Genomic DNA, 24,925 nt, shown 5'->3' on the forward strand with positions numbered 1-24,925 from the left:
TAATAAAAAAGGCGCATTAAGCGCCTTTTTTATTATTTAGATTTTTTGTTCGCCGTGAACATCGGCCAATGTGAACTTAGCATTGGTATCGCCAAACACATACACAAAACAGCTTCCCCAAGACTCAGGAATTTGCCATTTATTGCCTGACTCAACCAAAAATTGTGAATGATGATTATCACAACGCACTTCAAGATTAGTTAAATTACCAACCACATTATCAATGATAAAAGCACTGCGTTCGAGCTGATAACTCCAAAAATCACGCTTACTTATTTGTGCATTAATAATAATTGGTTTGTCACTTTTTAAATACGCCGTTACTTGATTGTAGTAAGGCGAAAGCATCGCTAACTTTTCATTTTCAGGGTAATGCCTTTTAAGTGTTGTAAAAATCGAACGCGCATCACCATATTCCTGTAGCTCTACCGCTAAACTAAATGCACGCGCAGCAAAGGCACTGTACTGCTTTTCTTTTTGCAACTCGCGATATCCTAATACACTCTTAATCGCGTTAAATTCGGCTTCGTTATCTTTTGATTGTTCTGCAATCAATGAGTTAAGAATTGCATAATACATATCTTCATAGGCATTCCAGCGCCCTTTTTCTTCAATTTTTTTAGCAATTTCTTTTGCATCTTCTAGTTTATTTTCTCCAAGATAACGATTTGCTAAACGATATTGCCTAAAGAACCACTTTGACGCACCTTTGGGGGTGTTGCTTAATTTAAAGTCCAACTGTACTTGATTTCGACATTGCTGAATTGGCTTACCATCTTTAGTGGCTGGTGAGTATTTCCACTTTTTGATTGAGCGCAGTGCATACTTTTCAAATGCCTCATTAGAGGAATCTTCAACAATAATATTAGATGTTGAACCATCAGGTTCGACTACAAAACTTAGTTGCACCCAACCTTCTTTACCGTTACGCGCAGCATTAATTGGATATTTAGGCGGCACACGTTCAATTGCCTCAGCATTGACAATGGTATTTAAGTGAAGTTGTTCAGTTTTGTTTGCTAAATCAGATGTATCAGCTGCGCTCAAGGCACTCGCAGACAACGTTATAAGCGGTAATAGAATCATTATCTAAGTCCTTTTATATTTATGGCGTTAACCAACTCTTTGCGTCTATTTTCAAATATCGAGCTGTATAAATGAAGTGCTAATAAGACGGTATTTGTCTCATAGAGTTACATTGCATCGATAAATTTAGGCCTAGTTAGCATGGCGTTAAGCTCACTAGAATGATAACGATTACAGTGAGTTGGAGTTACTCTTCGTTGAAGTAGATTACAATACTGCCGCCACTAAGTACACTACCCTCGTTGTAATGCAAGCCAATGCCGATATTATCAAACCAAGATGTCCACGGCCGAGTGTCAATTAATAAGCCGCCACCGTACTCGTAATAATGACCTGTGCTAAAGGCGCTACGTGCGTCTCCACCCAAATCAACACGCTGAAATTTAAGATAAATTGACTCGGTATGTTTTAACTTTTGGTCGAGTTTTATTGTTGCCCTAACACTATTCGCAAAATACCAACCTGATGGGGTTGAATCACGCGTTGCATCATCACCACCAAATCCTTTACCAAAAAAGTGGTTATAGCTCGACTTAACGAGCCAATGTCCCCAACGACTGGCTTTTCTACGACTGAGAGTTAACCCCATATCGGTTAAAACTGAGTTTGCAGTTGTATTAAAATAAATACCTTCCACTTCTGCCTTAGCGGCGCGGCTTTCAGGGCTGTTGTAGTCGTGAATATTGTCGTAATGCATCACATGCGCACCAATTGAGCATTCTAACAACCAATTATCGTAACGATACAGCGCTGTTTCATAATCGGCATAAGCGGTGAAGATTTGATCATGGCTATCATCGGGAATGGTCACATCATCCAGCAATATGTCTTGCGACTGTGAAATATAAGAAAAGTGCATGTTTATGCGTGAATCTTCGTCTAACGTGTAGGTATAAGGCAGTGCAAACACTTGTAGCTGAGTTCTTAAATCAACACTTTTATCGCCTGCATCATCTCCGAGCTGCTCTAAAATATTTACCGGGTCAAAGTTACCAAAGCCAAAGCGCACTACGTCAGAGTCACTTAATACAACCGACGACGCAAACGATTCCTCATAGGCTTTTTTCACCGATGCATAGCATGGCAAGCTTATAAAAACGCATAACAGAAATACTAACTTTCTCACAACTAACTATTTTTACTTAATTTCAACAGTAATAGCCGCTAGTTATATCATTAAACATCATGCGATTGCAGTGCTCTAAAATAAATTTTATTGACATTTAGACGTCCAAAATGTTTCAATTGCCGCTCAATCACCCTATTTTACGTTAGTGGCTATTTAAAGTAGCGGCTAACTTAGGGCTGGAAGAGGTGCGTTATTCAGGTAATTCAGTTGAGGGGAGCAAACTCCAAAGACACTGAATGAGGGGAATTAACGCCGAGAGATAAGCTTTTTTGCTGATAACTTATCTCGGGCGCTTGGGCTGAATCCCGGCGACTGTCACCAATTACTTGTATTAAGTAAATATGTTTGGTGGAGAGCTTCTGGTCTTAGAAAAATAAGGCCATTCGCCTTATCTATTTTTTAAGTCCATTGCTCTTCGAATTTTTAGTTGTTCGAAGCTGGACTAAGCCTTTCTCTTATCCCTTCTTCGAACACATATTAAGTTCGCTAGAGATGAAATCACAATTTAATTTAACGCAGTACCCGCTGTGGACTGCATTAGTCACGCCTTTCACTGAGACGGGTGAAGTTGACTATGACAATCTTGCGCAATTGGTAGCAGATCAACAAGATGCCAACAATGGCATTTTATTACTCGGCAGCACAGGTGAAGGTTTAGCATTAACCATCGCTGAGCAGCAGCAAATCGTGCGTTTTGTCTGTGATTTATCACCGACTGTACCTTTGATGGTTGCTGTAGGCGGGGTCAACTTACCGCAACAACTTGAGTGGTTAGAATTCTGTAACCAACAACCGATTGACGCACTATTACTAGGTTCACCACTTTACGCCAAACCCGGCATTAAAGGCCAAATTCAGTGGTTTGGTACATTACTCAGTGCCACAGAACTTCCTTGCATGTTGTATAACGTGCCAGGACGCAGCGCCGTGGCACTTGCTCCTGAACTGTTATCAGCACTAAGTCATCACACCAACTTATGGGCTTTAAAAGAAGCCAGTGGTGACATTAGTAAATTTGAAGTATTTAGAGGCAGCAATCCTAATGTGGCTATTTACAGTGGCGATGATGCCTTAATGCCATATTTTGCCCAAGCTGGCGCAAAAGGTTTAGTGTCGGTTGCTGCCAACGCATGGCCTAAACAAACCGCAGAGTTTGTTCGCAGATCACTTTTAGGCACACCAAACCTGTTTACTACTTGGAGCGACGCGGTAAATAGCTTATTTGAAGTAGCTAACCCTGTGCCGGTAAAAGTGCTAATGCACCAGCAAGGCAAGCTCAACACCCCAAATTTACGTCCACCGCTTACCCATCATGAGCTGGAATCACCTGCAGCAATTCTCGCTGCTAATCAAACAATTTTATCTTGGAATTAAGAGAGAAGTACTATGAACTGGCAAGAACTATTAAAAAACCTAGAAAACGGCACCTTACGCGCAGCAAACCAAGATGAAAATGGTAATTGGCACGCGAACGTTGAAGTTAAAAAAGGCATTTTAGATGTTTTCAAAAATGGTACTAATACTGAATTTCCAGGTGGTTTTGTAGATAAAGATAACCTTGCTGTACGCGGTTTTTCTGCACAAGAAGGTGTACGTATGGTGCCAGGCGGTACGAGTATTCGCCCAGGTGCCTATGTTGCAAGCGGCACAGTAATTATGCCACCAGCCTATGTGAATATTGGTGCCTACATCGACACCGGCACTATGGTTGATAGCCATGCATTAGTAGGCTCATGTGCTCAAGTTGGTAAAAACGTACATTTAAGTGCTGCAGTGCAAATTGGCGGTGTATTGGAGCCTGTTGGCGCAAGCCCTGTAGTAATTGAAGATGATGCATTTATCGGCGCAGGTTGTGTCATCGTTGAAGGTGTGGTCGTTAAAAAAGGTGCGGTACTTGCACCGGGCGTGCGTCTTTCTGCGACTATTCCTGTTTATGACTGTGTAAATGAGCGCGTATTAGAAAAAGGCGAACCAATTCCAGAAAATGCGATTGTTATTCCTGGCTCACGCCCTTCATCAAGTGAATGGGGTCGTGAGCAAGGCTTAAGCATGTCATGTGCCCTTATCGTTAAATATCGTGATGAACAAAGCGATGCATCATTAGAACTGGAAGAGGCTTTACGTTAATGAGCTTTTTGAGTACACCACAACGTCAATTACTTGCAGAGCTTTGCCAACAAACAGATCTGCCGTTTTATCTATACGATTTAGATAAGCTAGAAGCACATTTAACGCAGCTAACGTCACAAAATGTGGTGAAGCTTTGGTACGCAGTAAAAGCAAACCCGCTTTCAGCGATCATCCAAACGTTGGATAAATGTGGCTTTGACTTTGATGTAGCAAGCAGCGGCGAACTAAATCAAGTTTTAGCCCAAGACATAGACGCAAAACGTGTGCTCAACACTGGACCTGCAAAATCAAAAAAGCAGATCCAGCATTTTCTCAACAAAGGTGTTCGCACCTTTGTTGCTGAAAGTCACAACCAAGTGACATGGTTAAACCAAGCTGCGAGTGAACATAACATAACCCTGCGAATTTTATTGCGGGTGCAGCTGCGCTGGCCTGATAGCGAAAAGAACCCGCTAGGTGGCGATAGCTTAACGCCGTTTGGGCTTGGCTGTGACGACTGGGCCACATTGAATATTGCCGATTACCCATCGCTCGACTTTGCTGGTTTACATATTTTTCAGTGGGGCAATATGCTCAGCACAGAGAAGCTAGCTGAGCTTTGGCGTGCCATGATTGCACCATTACAAAGTTTAAGTAAGCAACTCGGATTTGAACTACGTATTTTAGATTTAGGCGGCGGCCTAGGTATTCCTTATTGCGCATCAAGCACAGAGCTTATCTGGCAAGAATTAGTAGATGCACTGGCAACAATAAAGCATGCGGTAGGTTGCGAAGAGCTTTGGATGGAGCTCGGTCGCTATGCGGTTGGCGAAGTGGGTTTTTATGCCAATCCTGTCGTTGAACAAAAGCAAAACTACGGTGCTAATCAACTCATTGTTGCTGGCGGTATTAACCACATTTTACGCCCTGCGGTTACCAATCAGGCATTCCCTGCTGAGTTATTGCGTGAAACAGACAGCAAAACTAAACCCTATTTAGTGCACGGACCGCTTTGTACAGCATTAGATAGCTTAGGCGAATTTGAATTAGCCAACGATATTAACGACACTGACTGGCTTATTTTTGCCCAATGTGGCGCGTATGGCTTTACTGAAAGTATGCCGTACTTTTTATGCCATGAATTACCAGCAGAATTTGTCGTAAAAAATGGCGTCGTAACATGTGTCAGACAAAGCGAAAGCGCTGATTACTACTTGAGGTAACTATGAACCTAATCACCCAAGAAAACATTCAAGTTGGTGAAATTGCCAACGGCTTACCGCTGACTATTCCGGTTTATCGCCTTAAAGGAAATGGCACAGGGCCAAATGTTTATATTCAAGCCAATATGCACGGTGCAGAAGTACAAGGCAACGCGGTGATATATCAGTTGCTTGAAAAGCTAAAGCGCGAGACGTTGGCTTCGAACATTACCTTAGTGCCTTATGCAAACCCTATTGGTTGTAATCAAAAATCGGGGGAGTTTACCTTAGGGCGCTTTGATCCAATTACGGGGACCAACTGGAACCGCATGTATCAAAACCACTCGGCTTTGGTCGATGGCTTTGTTGCGGAATATTTGGATGCTGATATCGCAACGATTAAAAGCGCGTTTCAATCGCGCCTAATCAATGCAACAACCGAAATTTTAGAGGGGCCAAGTTACGCACTCAATACGGGTAAGCGAATTGCTTTAAACTTACAAAAATTAGCGCATCAGGCAGACATTGTGCTCGACCTACACACAGGTCCTATCTCAGCTAAGCATTTATATTGCCCAGAATATGCCAAAGACAGTGCCCGTTATTTTGATATTGAGCACGTGTTACTTATTCCAAATGAATTTGATGGCGCAATGGACGAAGCGAATTTTTGTCCATGGTGGCAACTAAGCCAAACCTATAAAAAAGCAGGTCGCGACATTCCCGTTTTAGTAGAAGCCTTTACCGTTGAACTGGGATCTCAAGAAAAGATTGATCTGACAGAAGCCGCTAACGATGCAAATAGCATACTAAGCTATTTAACGTATAAAGAAGCATTGCAAGATTCACATTACCAGCCACAAGCCATTACCCGCTACGCCTGTTACTTAAATGATTATCTTGCTTATTACGCCCCGATGGGTGGCATGGTTGAATACACATCAGCGCTCGGTAGTCACGTAAAAGCAGGCGATACCATTGCCAAAATTTTACGTATGGAACGCTATTTGTCTGAGCAGCCACTAAATGAAATTACCCTAGAGCAAGATGGCATAGCAATTTTGCACTTTGCTTCAGCCAGCGTAAATCAAGGTACTGAGCTTTATAAATTTTTTACAAACTACTTTGAATTGTAACAGTTGCGTGAGAAGTCCCCTTTGGGGCACAAGGCGGCAAATATGCCGCCTTTTTTATGTTTCTAAAATGGTTATAATAAAAGCTCACTCATTTTAGGGATATAATTAATGCGCCTTTTAGCTTCTAGCTTAATACTCTCACTGGCCAGCTCGCTTGCATTTGCAAACGATGACACTTCCGAAAAAGAACTCGCCAAGCAATGTATTCTTAACGAACTTGCTGCGGGTGATGATTCGCAAACGCTTGCTGAAGTTAAGAAAAAGTGTTTGAAAATAACAGATATGGATGACATGTCGGCAATTGATAAACGCGTTATCCGAGAAAAAGTTACCACTAATAACCCCAATGTAATTACGCCACATAATCGCAACTATATTCTACCGGTTACTTACATGGATCGCCCCAAAAACACGCCTGCAGAAAACGACCCTAACCTCAAAGGTGCGCCTTTAGATGAATTAGAGGCTAAGTTTCAACTTTCGTTAAAAGTGCCGCTATACCAAGTTAAGTCTGATATCGACCAAGCATTTTATTTTGGTTTTACCATGCAGTCGTATTGGCAACTCTATAATAATGATATTTCATCACCATTTCGTGAAACCAACTATCAACCTGAAGTATTTTGGATGAATTTACTAGACGATGAAAATCGTTTATGGGGTGACGAAATGGGCATAGTGCTTGGTTTTGAACACCAATCAAATGGTCGCAACATTCCCCTTTCACGTTCATGGAATCGAATTTATGCAAACCTGTTTTGGGAGCAAGACGGCTTTGTCTTTAGCTTTAGGCCTTGGTACCGCATTCCGGAAGAAGAAAGACGCAACGAAGATGACCCAACTGGTGATGACAACCCAGATATTGATGACTACATGGGACACTTTGAGTTTGCAACGATTTATCGCTACGAAGAACATGAGTTTACCGTAATGTTACGCAACAACTTAAAGTCAGATAACAAAGGTGCTGTACAGCTTGATTGGTCATTCCCTGCGTGGGGTCGGTTACGAGGTTACGCGCAATATTACAATGGTTATGGCGAAAGCTTGATTGATTACAACCAGCACATTGAACGCTTTGGTGTGGGTATTTTATTAACTGACTTTTTATAATTCCATACCAATTCTGTTAAGTATGTGATCAGGGATAGCACTGGATAAATGAAATGGTAACAAGGCGGAATTTTTCTTATGTAGTTGTTCTACATTGATAAATTCTAACGCAGTTAGCATGATATTTAGCCCGCTAGGATGATTAGCTACTTAAGCGAATTGGTATCAGAGCATTTCGTTAAATTTCAAACATAAAAAAACCAGCCTAGGCTGGTTTTTTTATTACAAAACGAAATCGCTATTACGCTTTTTTCGATTCGCGGCTAGCACGCTTACGCTCGCTTTCCGTAAGAAGCTTCTTACGAATACGAATGCTTTCTGGCGTTACTTCTACTAGTTCATCATCATCAATAAACTCAAGCGCTTGCTCAAGAGACATAATGATTGGTGGCACAAGGTTTTGCGCTTCATCAGTACCTGATGCACGAACGTTAGTAAGTTGCTTACCTTTAAGTGCATTAACTGTAAGGTCGTTATCACGCGCGTGAATACCGATGATCATACCTTCGTATACTTCTACACCGTGACCGATGAATAGTTTACCGCGGTCTTGTAGGTTGAATAGTGCGTTAGTAAGCGCTTTACCTGTTGCGTTAGCAATAAGTACACCGTTCTTACGCTGACCAATGTTACCGCCTTTGTGAGGACCGTAGTGATCAAACGTGTGGTACATTAAACCTGAACCAGACGTTAGTGTCATAAAGTCAGTTTGGAAACCGATTAGACCACGTGAAGGCATCATGAAGTCCATACGAATACGGCCTTTACCATCTGGTGCCATATCAGTCATTTCAGCTTTACGCAGACCAAGTTGTTCCATGATAGAACCTTGGTGCTCTTCTTCAACGTCAACTGTTACTGTTTCGTATGGTTCTTCTAACTGACCATCTACTTCACGAAGGATTACTTCTGGACGAGATACTGCAAGTTCGTAACCTTCACGACGCATGTTCTCGATTAAAATACCTAGGTGAAGTTCACCACGACCTGATACGCGGAAGCTATCTGGGTTATCTGTTTCTTCAACACGCAATGCTACGTTGTGAACTAGTTCAGCTTGTAAACGCTCAAGAATGTTACGTGAAGTAACGAACTTACCTTCTTGACCTGAGAAAGGTGAAGTATTTACAGAGAACGTCATAGTTACTGTTGGTTCATCAACAGAAAGTGCAGGAAGTGCTTCAACTGCGTTTACATCACATACTGTGTCTGAGATTTTAAGCTCACCCAAACCTGTAATTGCGATGATGTCGCCAGCTTGCGCTTGTTCAGCTTCGTGACGATCAAGACCTAAATAAGTAAGTACCTGACCTACTTTACCGTTACGCTTAGAGCCATCAGCACCTACAATCGTTACTTGCTGGTTAACTTTAACCGTACCACGCTTAATACGACCTACACCGATAACACCGATGTATGAGTTGTAGTCAAGCTGTGAAATTTGCATTTGGAATGCGCCTTCAGGATCGGCATCTGGCTTTTCTACTTGATCAACAATTGCTTCAAACATAGGTTGCATGTTGTCTGACGGTGAATCTAGATCTAACGTTGCCCAACCATTGATTGCTGACGCGTAAATAACTTGGAAATCTAACTGTTCATCAGTTGCACCTAAGTTATCGAAAAGATCGAATACTTGGTCCATAACCCAATCAGGACGTGCGCCTGGCTTGTCGATTTTGTTGATAACAACGATAGGCTTAAGACCTAATGCAAATGCTTTTTGCGTTACGAAACGCGTTTGTGGCATTGGACCTTCTTGTGCATCAACAAGTAGTAGTACTGAATCAACCATTGAAAGAACGCGTTCTACTTCACCACCGAAGTCAGCGTGTCCCGGAGTGTCCACGATATTAATGTGGTAGTCATTCCACTCGATTGCTGTATTTTTAGCTAGGATTGTAATACCGCGCTCTTTCTCGATATCATTTGAATCCATTACACGTTCTTCATTACCGCCACGTGTTTCTAGTGTACCTGATTGCTCAAGTAGCTTATCAACTAGTGTTGTTTTACCGTGGTCAACGTGCGCGATAATCGCAATATTACGTAATTTTTCGATACTCATATTTTTACTCAAGTTAGTGCTCTGGATAGAAGCTACGGATTATCTAATAGGCACAATACCCATCAAAGCCCGCTAAAAATCTAAGCTAAACACCTTTTATGTCATCTTAATGATGACCTAAAAAGGGTCTGCGCCTGCAAAAAAGTGGCATATTATCCCCTATTACTGTGACAGATGAAAGTTTAGACAGAATAAAAATAGCTGATTTTTGCGATATTTTTGTCACATAACTGGTTTATTTTAAAAAAACGATTTTGACCTTGCGATTTTAGCCGTATTTTCTAGACTTTATCGCGCACCATACCAGTGCAAGCAGGGATCTTTTTGGTGCATCAAAATGGTGCAGAGCAAATTGAATTTACTAAAACTCATTAATATTCATTAAGTTATAAAACTGGCACAAAAGCCGCTTTACAGACAGCGATTTCACAATTAAAAACAACACACGGTTGGAGGACACTATGTCACACACGGTTTTACAGTTTATCAAGGAAAACGACGTTAAGTTTGTTGACCTACGTTTTACAGATACAAAAGGTAAAGAGCAGCACGTTTCTATTCCTCATCACCAAGCTGACGAAGATTTCTTTGAAGATGGTAAAATGTTCGATGGTTCTTCAATTGCTGGTTGGAAAGGCATTAACGAATCAGACATGGTATTAATGCCAGATGCAGATTCAGCTAAACTAGACCCTTTTGCTGAAGAAGCAACACTAATCGTACGTTGTGACGTAGTAGAGCCTTCAACACTACAAGGTTATGAGCGCGACCCTCGTTCTGTTGCTAAACGCGCAGAAGAATACATGCGTTCAACTGGTATCGCAGATACTGTACTTTTCGGTCCTGAGCCAGAATTCTTCCTATTTGACGATGTTAAATACAAAACTGACATGTCTGGTTCTATGTACAAAATCGATGCTGAAGAAGCGTCATGGAACTCAGACAAAGACTACGAAGGCGGCAACTCAGGTCACCGTCCGGGTGTTAAAGGCGGTTACTTCCCAGTAGCACCAGTAGATTCATCACAAGACTGGCGTTCAGCTACTTGTCTAGTGCTAGAAGAATTAGGTCAAGTTGTTGAAGCTCACCACCATGAAGTAGCGACAGCTGGTCAAAACGAAATTGCAACTCGCTTCAATACAATGGTAATCAAAGCGGACGAAATTCAAGAAATGAAATACGTTATTCACAACATGGCTCACCTTTACGGTAAAACGGCTACATTTATGCCTAAGCCAATTGTTGGTGATAACGGTTCAGGTATGCACTGTCACCAATCACTTGCTAAAGATGGTCAAAACATCTTCGCTGGTGACAAGTACGGCGGTCTTTCTGAAGAAGCACTTTACTACATCGGCGGTATTATCAAGCACGCTCGCGCAATCAATGCATTTGCCAACGCGTCAACTAACTCATACAAGCGTCTAGTACCTGGTTTTGAAGCTCCGGTAATGCTTGCATACTCTGCACGTAACCGTTCTGCATCAATTCGTATTCCAGTAGTACCATCGGCAAAAGCACGTCGTATCGAAGTTCGCTTCCCAGATCCGACAGCTAACCCATATTTAGCATTCTCAGCAATGTTAATGGCTGGCCTTGACGGTATTAAAAATAAGATCCACCCAGGTGAAGCAATGGATAAAGATCTATACGATCTGCCAGCTGAAGAAGCAGCTGAAATCCCAACTGTTGCAGCTTCATTAGACCAAGCACTTGCAGCACTTGACGCTGACCGTGAGTTCTTAACTCAAGGCGGTGTATTCACTGACGACTTAATCGATGCATACATCAATCTTAAGAGTCAAGAAGTAGAAAAATTAAACAGTACAACTCACCCAGTTGAGTTTGAAATGTACTACAGCGTGTAATAATTTCACGCCTCCAGAATCAATTTATTGTTTCAATGTGTGTTCCTAAGCCCGTTCTGCGGGCTTTTTTTGTGGAAAAATGAATATATATATTATACATTTATACTATCTGAACCTTATCATATTGTTTCGCTGGGTATTTTGTAGCTGGTTTTTCTGTAAAACAGGCGAATTTGTCCGTTCAGTACTAAAATAAAAATAACATATCTAAGCAAGGAGCTGATGTGGCTTTTAGAAGCGCGCTGCTATCACTTTTAATTTTTATCATGTTACTGCCGGTAACAAACGTCGCTGCGAAAGAAATTTATATGTGGCGCGATGAGAACGGTGTTTTAGTATTCTCAGATACGAAACGTCCGGGTGCAAAAGTGATCTCTTTAGCTGACGATAAAGCAACCAGCATGAAAAAAGCGGATACATCCATCTTTGATAAACCGGATGACCCCAATAAAAAAATTGAATACGGCATTGAGATTGTATCGCCAAGTCATGAAGAAACGATTCGTGATAATACTGGTTCACTGCATGTTTCCATTCGCATAACACCAAGCTTTAATCCCAAATATAAAGTACAGCTATTATTTAATGGCAAACGCAACACCCCGCCGCAATCCAAATCGGTTTTTGTAATGCGTAATGTGGACCGCGGCGCACATACAATTCAAGCGCAACTATTTGATGAAAAAGGTAATGCTGTTGCAACCAGCGAGCAAATCACCTTCTTTATGCACCGCGCAAGCAGTATCGCAAAATAACTCTCTAAATAAGCTCATTGCGGAACGCTTCTTGCTTTTTTCTAATTAAACATCAATTTACATTGATTTTAATTAAAATAGCGCACTAAAATGGTGCAATGATGCTTAAAGACTTATCCAGCTACATTAAACTACTAGAAAATCTCACAAGCTGTGTATTGTTAGTCGATGGTGACTTTAAACTTCACTACGCAAATACCAGCGCAAGCGAATTATTTGGCATCAGTACCAAACGCATTGTCACAACCAATTTTAAACAACTATTTCATTATCACTCGATTGATCTGCATAAGATCTTAGAAAATACCTTTCTCAGTGGTAACGATTGCGTTCAACATCGCGCCAACGTGGTATTTAACGATGGTCGACACGCAACCATTAGCCTTTCTGCGCGTCGCGTCGAATTAGATAACCAGATTTTAATGCTGCTTGAATGCCGTTCACTTAACCAAGAGCTCAAGCATGATCAGGCTTCACATCAAATGCACCAACAAAGTGCAGCGCGTAATTTAATCCGTGCTCTCGCCCATGAAATTAAAAATCCGTTAGGTGGTATTCGCGGTGCAGCGCAATTACTACAATATGAAAGCGACCAGCAAGAACGCGAACAATGCGCCAACTTAATAATCGAACAAGCCGATCGTCTCACTGAGCTTGTTGACCGACTACTTGGGCCAAACCAGCTTCCAAACAAAGAGTGGATAAATATTCACCAAACCTTAGAGTCAGTGATAAAACTAAGCTTGTTAGACAATCAACACAAAATAAAACTCGTTAAAGATTACGATCCGAGTATTCCCGATGTGTTTATCGATAACGGTAAAATTCAGCAAGTACTGCTCAACATCGTTAAAAACGCGCAACATGCGCTAAATAAACTGGCAGAGCTTGGCACTATAACGTTAAAAACCCGCGTTAAACACCATGTACGCTTGCATAACAAGGCATTTAAAAATGCACTCATCATTCAAGTTATCGACAACGGCCCTGGCATTGACGAAGCACTAAAAGAAACCCTATTTTTTCCTATGGTCACCAATAAAGATGGCGGCTCAGGTTTAGGGCTAGCCATTGCACAAACACTTATTGACCAACATCAAGGCTATATTGAATGTGATAGTTGGCCAGGCCACACCGAATTTAATATTTATCTACCCCTGTCTATGGAGAAGCCATAATGAAAACCGTTTGGTTAGTTGACGATGACGCTTCGATTCGCTTTGTACTAGAAAAAGCACTTAAGCGTGCAGGTTTTAATACCGAATCATTCGCCAGCGCAGAAGCGGCAGCCTCTGCACTTGAATACGATCAACCAACTGTACTGATTTCAGATGTACGCATGCCAGGCCAAGATGGCATGTCATTGCTTGAAAATATTGTTGAGCAAAACCCTGGCTTGCCGGTGATTATTATGACCGCCCACTCCGATCTCGATTCTGCTGTACAGGCTTTCCAAAAAGGGGCATTTGAATATTTAGCAAAACCATTTGATTTAAATGAAGCTGTTTCACTTGTTGAAAGTGCATGTCGCGCTAACACCCGCGTTAAGGTAAAGCCGAAAAAAGTCGAGAAAAAAGCCCCCGATATTATTGGCGAAGCGCCTGCCATGCAGGAAGTATTTAGAGCAATTGGTAAACTCAGCGCATCGAGCATGAGCGTACTTATCAACGGTGAATCCGGTACAGGTAAAGAGCTGGTTGCAGGCGCGCTGCATAACCACAGCCCACGTCGTGAAAAAACCTTTATAGCGCTTAATATGGCGGCAATTCCAAAAGACTTAGTTGAGTCAGAGCTATTTGGTCATGAAAAAGGGGCATTTACCGGTGCCGATAGCGTGCGTAAAGGCCGCTTTGAACAAGCTAATGGCGGTACACTGTTTTTAGATGAAATAGGTGATATGCCACTGGATGTGCAAACTCGTTTACTACGTGTGCTTGCCGACGGTGAGTTTTATCGTGTTGGTGGCCATCAAAGCATAAAGGTGGATGTACGCATCATTGCCGCAACCCACCAAAACCTCGAAAAACTGGCCCGAGAAGGCAAATTCCGAGAAGACTTATTTCACCGCTTAAATGTAGTTCGCTTAAAACTGCCGCCACTGCGCGAACGCAGCGTCGATATTGAAAAATTAGCCAACTACTTTTTAAGTCGCAGTGCCAAAGAGCTCAAAGTCGATAGCAAAATCCTGTCTAAAGAAGCGGCCAATAAAATGATGGAATTTGCATGGCCGGGCAATGTGCGCCAGTTGGAAAACACCTGCCGTTGGCTCACGGTTATGACCCCAGGTCAGCTGATTAGCGTTGAAGATTTACCCAGCGAAATTACCGAAAAAGTTAGCCACAGTGACAATAGTCATGATTCAAACTGGCAACAGCAATTTCAAGTGTGGTTTGAAAACGAGCTAAAACAAGGCAAACACAATATTTGGCCAGACATTCAAAACAAGATTGAAAGTCAAATTATCAAAAGCGCGCTTAAACACAGCAATGGTCACAAACAAGATGCCGCGCATTTAATTGGTTGGGGACGTAATACCCTAACCCGTAAGCTTAAAGAGCTAAATATCGATTAACTGCTTCAGGTTTAGATAAAAAATAGTAAAGGCACTTAAATCTGAAGTAACCACCTGTTTTTAATCATTTTGCGCTGGCAAGACGCGCCATTTAGTGCAATATTTAAAGTTCTAAATACAACAGCACCGCCTCAGGAAGTTGAATGCTTAGCACGGAGTCTTTACTTACTAACTTTTCCAAGCGTTATAAAACGGCGCTTTTTGCAATTTCGGTGCTCATTTCATGCGCGTTTTTAATTATTACTCTGCAACAACAGCAGCAAGAAAGTTATGCCAGTATTGTAAACAGTGCCGGCGAGCAGCGAATGTTGTCGCAACGTATTGCTTTATTTACTCAACGTGAGCCAACCCAATACCGTCAACAGCAACTTGCGAAAGCTGCAGAAAAGCTATTAAGTAATCAAACCCTGCTAATAAAACAACTTGAGCTGTTTGACGAAAACGCCCAGCAACAGATTAAACAGATATACTTTGCTGATAATCAGCTGCAAGCAACCCTTGAAGCTTACGCTAATGCAGCGCTATCTCTCTCGCAAGGAAAAGCGCTTTCGACATCGCAAAATAGCTTATTTGCGACAGATAAAACCGACCAAATACTTACCCAATTAGACCAAGTAGTGAGTGTATTTGAAAATGCAGCAATCCTTGATAAACAACAACAGAATGAGCTGATTTATATTACCTGGATTGGCTCGCTGCTATGCCTAATCGGACTTGCGATAGCAATACTAAAGCCAACGCAATCTTGGCTTGCAGATACCTACTCTAAACTGCTAACGCAGCGTAATCGAGCATCTGATTTTGAATTCGCAATCAATAAACATTCTGCAGTTTTGCGAGTTGATAACCAAACGAACATCTTGTACTGCAATAAAATGTTCACGCATTTTTATGGTTATGAGCAAAATGAAATTATTGGCCATTCAACGCGTACGCTCAGAAGTTATTACCATGATGACGCCCTTTATCAAGAAATAACCGATGCCATCACAAAACACACAGTATGGCATGGCGAACTATGTAATAAGGCTAAAAATGGGCGTTTTTACTGGTTCAGCACCACCATAGTGCCGCTGCGTAGCAATGATGCGCAAAAAGACACATCAATCATTATTCAAAACGATATTACGGAGCAAAAGCATGCCGAGTTAGCGTTTAAACATCTACATGAGATAACCAGTGATATCAATGCAAGCATCGATGATAAAATGAATGCCTTGCTAACACTCGGTTGTGATATTTTTCAGCTACCGCTTGGCATAGTAAGTGAAATTTCAAACAACTATAAAGTGCTGTACGCCAAAAGCCCAAATAACGAAATTTCACCAAATGACCAATTTGATTTTGAGAATACCTACTGCTTTCACACCTTTAATGCTGACCAAGCTATTGCATTTCATCATGTTGCAAAAAGCGAAATTGCAACGCATCCTTGTTATTTAAATTTTGGCCTAGAAAGCTATATCGGCTGCCCTATTTTTGTCGACGGCAAGCGCTTTGGCACACTAAACTTTTCAAGCCCTGATGCCTCATCTCACCCGTTTACTAATAGCGATCTCGAGTTGATCCGATTATTTGCCCACTGGATTGGCTTTGAATTAACGCGCACAGCGCAACAAAACAAATTACTTTCACAGCGTCAGTTAATGGAAGAAATGAGTGAACAAGCGCTCATTGGCGCGTGGGAATATAACGTAACAAACAATTCATTGTATTGGTCACAAATGACCAAGAAAATCCACGAAGTCAGTGACAATTTTGAGCCTCAAGTTGAAACAGCTATTGACTACTACAAGCCTGGCGAAAACCGTGACCGCATCGCCAAGTTGATGGCAAACGCAGTTGAGCATGGCACGCCTTTCCAAGAAGAGTTGCAACTAATCACCGCTAAAGGCAACGAGAAATGGGTTGCGGCACGCGCTAAACCAGAAATGCTCAACGGCCAATGCCTACGTGTATTTGGTTCATTCCAAGATATAACCGACCGAGTTTTAGCGCGAGACAATTTAACCGATACCAACCAGCGCTTACAGTTTGTGCTGCAATCTACCAGTGTGGGTATTTGGGATTGGGACGTTGATAGCGGAAAAACAACCTTTAATGATCGCTGGGCAACCATGATTGGCTACACGCTTGATGAATTAGCACCAACCTCAGTAGATACTTGGATGAGTTTGCTACACCCCGATGATTTAGCCAAAGCAGAAAAACAATTACAACGTCATTGGCAGGGAGAAGCCGAACACTATAGCTGTGAAACCCGTATGAAACATAAAAATGGCGAATGGGTTTGGGTACTCGACACCGGTAAAATAGTTGAGTGGCATGCCGATGGTTCGCCAAAACGGATGATCGGTACACATCTCGATATTCACCAGTCGAAGCAAGCTGAACTCGAAATTCAAGATAAGAATGAGCGCATGGCGCTTGCCGCAGACTCCGCGGGCATAGGTATTTGGGATTACAACGTTCAGACCCAAGAACTAAAGTGGGACGAATGGATGTTCAAGCTATATGGTATTGACCAAAATAGCTTTATTGGAGCGTACGACGCTTGGGAAAATGGTTTGCACCCCGATGATAAAGCCAGTGCCGTGGCCGCAATTACACATGCCATGGAAACCAATTCTAAGTTTGATACGGAATTTAGAATTATCACACCAGCAGGTGAAACACGCTATATCAAAGCGTCTGCAATCAATAAACTTGATGGCAACGGGCAAGTATCCAATATGATCGGTGTAAACTACGATATAACCGAGCGTGTTAAAAATGAGTTAGCACTTACTAAAGCCAAAGTTGAGGCTGAAGCCGCCATGATTGCCAAAGATGAGTTTTTAGCCAGTATGAGTCATGAGATTCGAACACCGATGAATGGCGTTATTGGCATGCTTGAGTTAATGCTAGATAGCCCATTAACAGATGAGCAAACGCACCGGTTAAACATTGCAAAGAATAGTGCTAACTCGCTATTAATTCTAATTAACGACATTCTCGATTTTTCAAAAATAGAAGCAGATAAGCTTGAACTAGAACAAATTCAATTTGATTTACACCTGTTACTTTCTGAACTTGTTGAGTTATTTGCAACCCGCGCAGAACAAAAACAGCTTGAGCTTATTTTAGATACGGTCAATTTAAATGAGCATTTCGTAATCGGCGATCCCGGACGAATTCGTCAAATTCTGAGTAACTTAATCGGCAATGCCATTAAATTTACTCACCAGGGTGAAGTCATAGTGAGCGCGGCTCTACAAGATGATAATGAACACTATTGGCGCCTCACCTTAGCGGTAAAAGATACCGGAATTGGTATTTCCAAAGAAAAACATCAACATGTGTTTGAGCTATTCAGCCAAGAAGATTCTTCAACCACACGCAACTATGGCGGCACCGGGCTTGGTTTAGCTATCGTAAAACGGTTATGTAATCACATGGATGGCGATATTAGCTTAACCAGTGCGACAAACGAAGGCAGCGAATTTGTTTGTAATTTACGTATTAAAAAGGCAAATCAAAGCTCGCTTTCTCAGCCTAATGTAGCAATAAGTGGGTTAAATATTTTAGTTGTCGATGATAATGAAACTAACTGTGAAATATTAGCAAAGCAGCTTAAAAACTGGGGCGCCAAGGTTACTACGTTTTCAAACGGACAAGAAGCCTTAGCACTATGCAATACATTCAAAGGGACCGATAAATTATTTGATGTAGCGATACTTGATATGCAAATGCCAAAAATGAGCGGTGAAATGCTAGCTAAAGAGCTTAAAGCGGATAATGAGCTGGCTGCAATTAAGTTAATTATGATGACCTCAATGCAACACAAAGGTGATGCTAAACATTTTGCAAAGATTGGCTTTGATGGCTATTTTCCAAAACCTGCGACCAGTGCGGATCTGCGCGCAGCCTTGCAGATAATTGTTGATAACGGCGAACCGTTAAAACACGCTAAACCACTGCTAACACGCCACTATATTAATGAGCTTAACAACCCACCAGCTTCACCTAATAATGACGTTTTACCGCAGCTTAATGTACTGTTAGTTGAAGATAACCCGATAAACCAAATGGTTGCCAAAGGTATACTAGGAAAGCTTAAATTAACCTGTGACATTGCTGAAAACGGCCTTGATGCAGTAAATAAGCTAAAAGATAGATCGCAACCGTATGATGTTATTTTTATGGATATTCAAATGCCAGAAATGGATGGCTACCAAGCAACAAACGCCATACGACAAAACCGGTGTGGTGAGCAACATCAACACTCAACCATTATTGCGATGACCGCCAATGCGATGGAAGGCGATAAAGAAAAATGCCTTAACGCTGGTATGAATGAGTATATTTCAAAGCCTATTTCAATTGACGATGTTAAAGATACTCTGCACTTACTGTTTTCTTCACCAAGGTAAATTGAATAATGTCATAAAAAACGAGACATTTAACTCTATAACTTGAGGTAATATGCAACCTCAGATGTGTATAACAAATTATGCAGACCAACTTGGTTGCAACTATTTTTATCCAAACCTGAGGTTACCTAAATGAGTTAGCCTAGAATCGATACGAAGCGCTTAAGCGAATATCGCGACCCGGCTCTTTAATACCAACCACACTTTCATAGCCTGGAATATGACCATAATCCGCAACACTACCATGACTGCGATACGACTCATCCAATAAATTTTGCACTGCCAAGTCTAAACGTAAATTCTCTAACGGCTCATAGCTTACATAAGCGTCGACAAGGCTGTAACCAGGCTTATTAACGGTTTCTAATTCCGTCATCCAGCCTAATTCAATCGAACGGTGAAATACTTCAATATCATTTAAACTTGCTACATGCTGGAAGCTTAGGCCCATTTTTATCTGCTCATTCAAGTAATAATTGAAATTCACATTAAGGGAGTCACCAACAGCATTACCAAGCCCACCATATTCATAAGCAGCTAACTCAATGCCATCAAATGTTCGCGTGCGATAACCACTTTCCGCAGCTGCATCTGGCCACACAAAATCGACATTATTTAGTTCAACATCGTTATGGTTATAACTTACAATCACATCGAAGTTATCTGCTTGATAACCTGCTACAACCTCTGCGCCTTTCGTTTCTAAATCACCGATGTTTTCATAAAAAACGCCCTCACGACCTTTAAACTTATCAAATACCACATCGTTAATTGTGCTGTTATACAATGAAACTTCAAATAGCCACGTAGTATCGTTATACCCTAATCCTATCTCTATGTTATCGACTTCTTCAGCTGTTAAATCCGGATTGGGCGTCAGTTCACCGACGGTAAATGCATCTGCGACTTGGCGTCCACGTAACGCCTCAGCGTAACCAGCGGTAAGTTTTAGACTTTCAGTAAAGTTATAGGTAAAACCAAGGTTTGCGCTCACACCATCTTGCTTTTCTGTTGAAAATGACGAGCTCGATGTAATCGGGTTACCGTTCGCGTCGGTCTCAACAACCCATACTCCGTCTACTTTAACCCAGTTTGCTTGTTCGCCTTGATGATCAAGTTCATAAGCATCATAACGTACACCAAAGCTTAGTAGTAAGTCGTCAGTGAGTTGCCAATGGTCTTGCGCATACAGCCCCATTACAGTGCCTTCTTCGGCATAAATGCCACCGAAGTCAGCGTATGATTGCGAATCGACTTTATCTTGCTTGTAATCAACGCCATAAGTAACTGAGTGGTCACCTAGATCACTTGTATTGCGAATATCAAAACCGGTGGTTTTAATTGACGCATCCCATGTATAAAGCTCTCGTTTAAATGACGATTCCGTTTGGTACAGCGTTGTTTCAAAGTTTACCAGCGCATTTAAGTACCAAGTATGATTTGCAACTACCGTTTCACGATCACCCCACGATTTGAACAATGGATCAGTTTCTAATGGTGCCCAGTTAGTTTGCTTGCCAAACTTCCCTTCTTCTTCTCTTTTTTCGTAACTAACCGTGAGTTCTTGGTTATCTGTTAACTCTGCATTTAACTTAACAAAAGCCAATGTTTGATCGGCAGCGGTACCTGGGATTTCTTTTCCATCACCATCATCCATATTGTTGCGACTAACGTTCACATAAGACGCTAATACATTTACCGACTCTGTCACCTCACCATATAGCGATACGCTCTCTTTATGGCCATCATTTGTAAAGTAACTCGCCTTCACAAGTGCACCAAATTTTTCGTCGTCGGCTAGCATATCTTCTGCCGATTTAGTTTTAAAACGAATAGCTCCGCCAACCGCGCCACTACCAGCGGTAGCTTCACCCGCACCAGCCTGCACTTCAACACTGCGTAATAATTCGGGCTCGATTGAAACACGGCCAATATGGTGAAATAGCGTACTAGTCTGTGGTGCACCATCTACGGTAATATTTACCATAGAGTCTTCCATACCGCGTACAAATATTTTTTGTGCAATTCCCAGCGAACCACCAACTGTTACAGAAGGCGTATGACGGAAAATATCTTCTAGGTCATTCGCTTGATAATTTTCTATTTCTTCAGGCGTAATTTCAGAGTTTGTTGTGGCACCAACAACAATAATTTTTTCGATTTTTTCGTCTAATTTTTGCGAAGTTGGATTAGCATTAGCTTGCAGTGAGCAGCCGAGTCCAATCAAAACAGTCGTAAAGGTATTTAGGGCAAAGCACTGCTTCTTAGTGCGGTTATTTATGTGCATGGAAATTCTCTATTTCATCGAGTAAAGATAATAGGAATTATTACCATTTAGACCATGTTAGGATAGCAATTTTACAATTGTTACATTTGCAATTAAGTAGCTATTTGTTGGATAAAGGCACACAGCACTGCAGAGTTACGCGTTAAATCAAAATAACGGATAAGCGATTGCTCGCTATTCACAGGGAATAATAATCACCACCTTTAAGCCCTTTTCAGACTTATTTTTAGCGTGGATCCTTGCTTTAACACTCGCTAAATGACGCTTCGCAAGTGCAAGCCCCAAACCAAAGCTATCGCCATTTGCAATACGCGCTTTATCCAATCTAAAAAATGGCTCAAATATTTTTTCTAAGTATTGCTCTGGAATACCCGGTCCTTGATCAGTTATTTCAAGTACATAATAACTATCGTTTAGTGTTAGCAAAATTTGTACAAGGCCACGCGAAGGAGTGTACCTTAACGCATTACGAATCACATTTTCGATAGCAGGCGCCAAAGCGCGATGATTGCTGTTATGAACAATGGCATTATTTGGTGTAATCAGCTCTAATTGGTGTTCTGGGAACTCAAAACGCGCATCATCAACTAACACATCAAGTAAGTCGACCAGGTCAACACTTTCTTGTTGTAAAATCAATTTTTCATTATCAAGCCATGCCAGTGTGAGGCTATCTTCAACAAGCTTTCGAATATGCTTAGATTCCCTTTCAATACGCGCCAAATGGTCACTGGCATCAAGATGTTCAAAATTAGCTACCGCAATATCTAAACGGGTGAGAGGTGTTCTTAACTCATGCGATAAATCGGCGATCAATTGGCGCTGATTACCAATAAGTTCACCGATTCTTGCTGCCATAGTATCAAATGTTTTCGCAAGATCTGCCAGCTCGTCTTTGCGTCGCCCGAGGTACTTACCTACCCGCACCGAAAAATTACCTCGGCTAAATTCTGATGTGGCCTTTTCGAGCTGTTGAAGCGGCGTAACAATGTGGCGATACAGCATTATTGAAAGCAACAATAGCAAGGCCATTGGCGTAATTATCTGCAGCAAAAACTTAGTTGTTATCCAATAAGAGCCTGGACGCATATAGTCAGGTAAACGAATCACCAAACTTGCATGTGTTTGCGTAAATGGCACTTCCATAATTGGGTTTTCATCAAAATACAGATGAATTTTCCACTCTACACTGCGGCCAAAGTGATATGCCCCCACAACATCTTTATCTAAAGTATCGCCTGCAATATGTAATGCTTCAAAGCTCGCTATCGACACATATGTTTTCTCTTGTTGTTTGAGTGCTTCAAGCCAAGCTTGGAGTGCAGCTTTATCCCCTTTTAAGTATAGTGTTTCGGCCTGCCTTCCCCACGCATTAAGTTGGTTGCGATGCTGCTCTGCGATGAAGCTCATGCCTTCTTCGGTTTTTATCGTAACTATGTGTAAAAAGTAAAAAAAGCTAACCAGCCCTGTAGCCAATATAAAACACAGTTTCCATAACAAGGTACGCTTCATTTAAAGCAATACCCTTTTCCATGAACCGTTTGCAAGCGGTCTCCTTGCCAATTTGCTTGTGATAACTTGCGCCTAACACGGCTTAAATGCATATCTAAACTGCGATCGTACGCACCTAATTGCCTGTTAAGAACGGATTGATACAACTCTGATTTATCGATCACAACATTTCGTTTAGAGATCAGCTGCCATAATAATTTAAATTGAATCGGCGTAAATTCGAGTGGTTTTCCATCCACTTGGATTTGCTGAGAAGATGCGTTAATAGTCAAACCATCGATGCTAATTTCGGATTCCATGTTAGTAAAACTATTCACTTGGCTTCTGCGTAATAAGCTCTCAACCCTTAACAACAATTCTTTAGCATTGAATGGTTTTGCAACATAGTCATCTGCGCCATGCGATAAGCCAATGATGCGCTCTTCTTCAGCACCTTGAGCAGACACCATAATCACCGGAACTTGGCTAAACTCGCGTAATGATTTTAATAATGTAACACCATCCAGTTTAGGCAGCATTTTGTCCAGCAAGATTAAGTGATAGCGATGTTCACGGGCGCACATTAAGCCTCTTTCACCATCAAAGCATTGCTCTACTTGATAACCCGATTTAACTAACATGTCTTTTAGATAACAACTTAACGTTTTATCGTCTTCAATGAGCAATATGTTCATTACTATAACAGCTAACCAAAATGATTTTTAATCTCATTTAATAAGTTTAATGTGCAGCACTTCGAATGTAAATTCCAAAGAGTTGATTTTACTTTTATAAACTTAGCCGCGCCGAAATAAAGTCAAGAAATACCGAGATCCGCGACGACACCGCACTATTGCGATAATACACCGCCTGAACGCTCTCGCGTTTATTGGGTGATACAATGTGATCGTGAAATACACTCACTAAACGGCCCGCAGCTAAATCATCTTTAATCATAAAGTGAGAAAGTAACGCTAACCCCTGCCCTGCAATACACAATTGTCGCACCGTTTCTCCGCTGGAAGCACTGATCGCAAAATCCAGTTTTTGTGGCTTTTTAAGCGGCCAACTATTTAAATGAGGCGCATCACTAAAACCAATTAAACGATGATTTTGAGCAGCAATTTGCTTATCTTCAAGCGCTGCGGTGGCTAAATATTTCGGGCTTGCCACAATATGCAATTTACTTTTTCCCAGTAAACGCGCATGTAAATTTGAATCGCTTAACTCACCAATACGAATCGCAATATCTGTTTTATGTTCGAGTAAATCAATAATGCTGTCGTGGCTAGTAAGCTCTAACTGAATATCAGGATATAGCTCACTAAATTCGTTTATTAGCGGTGCAATTTGATGTAATACAAACGGGCTGGCAGCATCAACTCGCAACTTTCCCGACGGTGAACGTTTTAGTAAACGCAATGCCTCTTCGCCTTTAGCCAAAACATTAAGGCCATCACGCGCATGGCGCAAAAAAAGCGCCCCTTCTTCAGTCAGTTCTAATCGCCTTGTGGTGCGATTAAGTAAGGTTACGTCAAGAGTTCGCTCTAAACGTGTTACCGCCCGAGAGACTTTAGCTACTTGTAAATTAAGTAAGTTTGCTGCAGTAGAAAAGCTACCGCTATCAACCACTGTTATAAATGCTTCTAAATCTTCAGTTTTAGCAGAAACAGACATACACCCACCTTTTCATTTTT

The 24,925-nt window shown here is 41.5% G+C and carries 17 protein-coding genes and 1 riboswitch; of the genes, 10 read left to right on the plus strand and 7 right to left on the minus strand.

Annotated features, from left to right (window positions below; genetic code table 11):
- Positions 1-36: 36 nt before the first annotated feature.
- Positions 37-1,086, minus strand: coding sequence for an energy transducer TonB (locus tag ACXAFE_RS12720; RefSeq protein ID WP_475153174.1), 1,050 nt, complete (start codon positions 1,084-1,086; stop codon positions 37-39).
- Between the two features lie 187 nt (positions 1,087-1,273).
- Positions 1,274-2,155 carry a Solitary outer membrane autotransporter beta-barrel domain gene (locus ACXAFE_RS12725; protein WP_475153178.1) on the minus strand — a complete coding sequence of 294 codons (882 nt, stop codon included), beginning with the start codon at positions 2,153-2,155 and terminating at the stop codon, positions 1,274-1,276.
- A 232-nt stretch (positions 2,156-2,387) separates the two neighbouring features.
- Positions 2,388-2,582: riboswitch (Lysine riboswitch) on the plus strand.
- Positions 2,583-2,707: 125 nt separating this feature from the next.
- Here ACXAFE_RS12725 and dapA point away from each other — a divergent pair.
- The 5 genes from dapA to ACXAFE_RS12750 all read left to right on the plus strand — a co-directional run bounded on the left by dapA (position 2,708) and on the right by ACXAFE_RS12750 (position 7,775).
- Entirely contained in the window at positions 2,708-3,589 is an 882-nt protein-coding gene (gene dapA, locus ACXAFE_RS12730; protein WP_475153181.1) for a 4-hydroxy-tetrahydrodipicolinate synthase, read from the plus strand.
- A 12-nt stretch (positions 3,590-3,601) separates the two neighbouring features.
- A complete protein-coding gene (locus ACXAFE_RS12735; protein WP_475153183.1) occupies positions 3,602-4,342 on the plus strand; it encodes a 2,3,4,5-tetrahydropyridine-2,6-dicarboxylate N-succinyltransferase in 741 nt (246 codons plus the stop codon).
- Entirely contained in the window at positions 4,342-5,547 is a 1,206-nt protein-coding gene (locus ACXAFE_RS12740; protein ID WP_475153186.1) for a PLP-dependent decarboxylase, read from the plus strand. Before ACXAFE_RS12735 ends, ACXAFE_RS12740 begins: the two co-directional genes overlap by 1 nt.
- A gap of 2 nt (positions 5,548-5,549) precedes the next feature.
- Entirely contained in the window at positions 5,550-6,662 is a 1,113-nt protein-coding gene (locus tag ACXAFE_RS12745; RefSeq protein WP_475153188.1) for a succinylglutamate desuccinylase/aspartoacylase family protein, read from the plus strand.
- 108 nt (positions 6,663-6,770) lie between these two features.
- Positions 6,771-7,775 (plus strand): phospholipase A, encoded by a 1,005-nt coding sequence (locus tag ACXAFE_RS12750; protein WP_475153190.1) that lies wholly within the window; start codon positions 6,771-6,773, stop codon positions 7,773-7,775.
- Between the two features lie 241 nt (positions 7,776-8,016).
- Here the strand turns inward: ACXAFE_RS12750 and typA are convergent, their stop codons facing one another.
- Complete coding sequence (gene typA, locus ACXAFE_RS12755) at positions 8,017-9,843, minus strand: translational GTPase TypA (protein ID WP_475153192.1); 1,827 nt, start codon at positions 9,841-9,843, stop codon at positions 8,017-8,019.
- 461 nt (positions 9,844-10,304) lie between these two features.
- Here typA and glnA point away from each other — a divergent pair, with 461 nt between their 5' ends.
- The 5 genes from glnA (at position 10,305) to ACXAFE_RS12780 (ending at position 19,450) form a co-directional block, all read left to right on the plus strand.
- Entirely contained in the window at positions 10,305-11,711 is a 1,407-nt protein-coding gene (gene glnA / locus ACXAFE_RS12760) for a glutamate--ammonia ligase (protein WP_475153194.1), read from the plus strand.
- A 224-nt stretch (positions 11,712-11,935) separates the two neighbouring features.
- Entirely contained in the window at positions 11,936-12,466 is a 531-nt protein-coding gene (locus tag ACXAFE_RS12765) for a DUF4124 domain-containing protein (protein ID WP_475153197.1), read from the plus strand.
- A 101-nt stretch (positions 12,467-12,567) separates the two neighbouring features.
- Positions 12,568-13,644 carry a nitrogen regulation protein NR(II) gene (glnL, locus tag ACXAFE_RS12770; RefSeq protein WP_475153199.1) on the plus strand — a complete coding sequence of 359 codons (1,077 nt, stop codon included), beginning with the start codon at positions 12,568-12,570 and terminating at the stop codon, positions 13,642-13,644.
- A complete protein-coding gene (glnG, locus tag ACXAFE_RS12775; protein ID WP_475153201.1) occupies positions 13,644-15,038 on the plus strand; it encodes a nitrogen regulation protein NR(I) in 1,395 nt (464 codons plus the stop codon). The genes glnL and glnG overlap by 1 nt, the downstream gene beginning before the upstream one ends.
- Positions 15,039-15,181: 143 nt before the next feature.
- A complete protein-coding gene (locus ACXAFE_RS12780; RefSeq protein WP_475153203.1) occupies positions 15,182-19,450 on the plus strand; it encodes a PAS domain-containing protein in 4,269 nt (1,422 codons plus the stop codon).
- A gap of 142 nt (positions 19,451-19,592) precedes the next feature.
- Here ACXAFE_RS12780 and ACXAFE_RS12785 read toward each other — a convergent pair whose 3' ends face one another.
- From ACXAFE_RS12785 to ACXAFE_RS12800, 4 genes are all read right to left on the minus strand, one after another.
- Positions 19,593-21,737, minus strand: coding sequence for a TonB-dependent receptor (locus ACXAFE_RS12785; protein ID WP_475153207.1), 2,145 nt, complete (start codon positions 21,735-21,737; stop codon positions 19,593-19,595).
- 174 nt (positions 21,738-21,911) lie between these two features.
- Positions 21,912-23,249, minus strand: a complete 1,338-nt coding sequence (locus tag ACXAFE_RS12790) for a histidine kinase sensor domain-containing protein (RefSeq protein ID WP_475153209.1) — start codon at positions 23,247-23,249, stop codon at positions 21,912-21,914.
- Positions 23,246-23,923, minus strand: coding sequence for a response regulator transcription factor (locus ACXAFE_RS12795; protein WP_475153212.1), 678 nt, complete (start codon positions 23,921-23,923; stop codon positions 23,246-23,248). The genes ACXAFE_RS12790 and ACXAFE_RS12795 overlap by 4 nt, the downstream gene beginning before the upstream one ends.
- Positions 23,924-24,017: 94 nt before the next feature.
- Positions 24,018-24,905: a LysR substrate-binding domain-containing protein gene (locus ACXAFE_RS12800; protein WP_475153214.1), complete on the minus strand. Its 888-nt coding sequence runs from the start codon at positions 24,903-24,905 to the stop codon at positions 24,018-24,020.
- Positions 24,906-24,925: the final 20 nt, after the last annotated feature.

The organism is Pseudoalteromonas sp. ABV4_021, assembly GCF_056159365.1.

What these genes read in the sequence shown, in the direction of transcription:
- ACXAFE_RS12750 (WP_475153190.1), top strand. Translation starts at nt 6,771, where the DNA reads ATGCGCCTTTTAGCTTCTAGCTTAATACTCTCACTGGCCAGCTCGCTT.
- ACXAFE_RS12785 (WP_475153207.1), bottom strand. Translation starts at nt 21,737, where the DNA reads ATGCACATAAATAACCGCACTAAGAAGCAGTGCTTTGCCCTAAATACC.
- ACXAFE_RS12795 (WP_475153212.1), bottom strand. Translation starts at nt 23,923, where the DNA reads ATGAACATATTGCTCATTGAAGACGATAAAACGTTAAGTTGTTATCTA.
- ACXAFE_RS12780 (WP_475153203.1), top strand. Translation starts at nt 15,182, where the DNA reads ATGCTTAGCACGGAGTCTTTACTTACTAACTTTTCCAAGCGTTATAAA.
- ACXAFE_RS12735 (WP_475153183.1), top strand. Translation starts at nt 3,602, where the DNA reads ATGAACTGGCAAGAACTATTAAAAAACCTAGAAAACGGCACCTTACGC.
- ACXAFE_RS12740 (WP_475153186.1), top strand. Translation starts at nt 4,342, where the DNA reads ATGAGCTTTTTGAGTACACCACAACGTCAATTACTTGCAGAGCTTTGC.
- ACXAFE_RS12745 (WP_475153188.1), top strand. Translation starts at nt 5,550, where the DNA reads ATGAACCTAATCACCCAAGAAAACATTCAAGTTGGTGAAATTGCCAAC.
- glnG (WP_475153201.1), top strand. Translation starts at nt 13,644, where the DNA reads ATGAAAACCGTTTGGTTAGTTGACGATGACGCTTCGATTCGCTTTGTA.
- glnL (WP_475153199.1), top strand. Translation starts at nt 12,568, where the DNA reads ATGCTTAAAGACTTATCCAGCTACATTAAACTACTAGAAAATCTCACA.
- glnA (WP_475153194.1), top strand. Translation starts at nt 10,305, where the DNA reads ATGTCACACACGGTTTTACAGTTTATCAAGGAAAACGACGTTAAGTTT.
- dapA (WP_475153181.1), top strand. Translation starts at nt 2,708, where the DNA reads ATGAAATCACAATTTAATTTAACGCAGTACCCGCTGTGGACTGCATTA.
- typA (WP_475153192.1), bottom strand. Translation starts at nt 9,843, where the DNA reads ATGAGTATCGAAAAATTACGTAATATTGCGATTATCGCGCACGTTGAC.
- ACXAFE_RS12720 (WP_475153174.1), bottom strand. Translation starts at nt 1,086, where the DNA reads ATGATTCTATTACCGCTTATAACGTTGTCTGCGAGTGCCTTGAGCGCA.
- ACXAFE_RS12800 (WP_475153214.1), bottom strand. Translation starts at nt 24,905, where the DNA reads ATGTCTGTTTCTGCTAAAACTGAAGATTTAGAAGCATTTATAACAGTG.
- ACXAFE_RS12790 (WP_475153209.1), bottom strand. Translation starts at nt 23,249, where the DNA reads ATGAAGCGTACCTTGTTATGGAAACTGTGTTTTATATTGGCTACAGGG.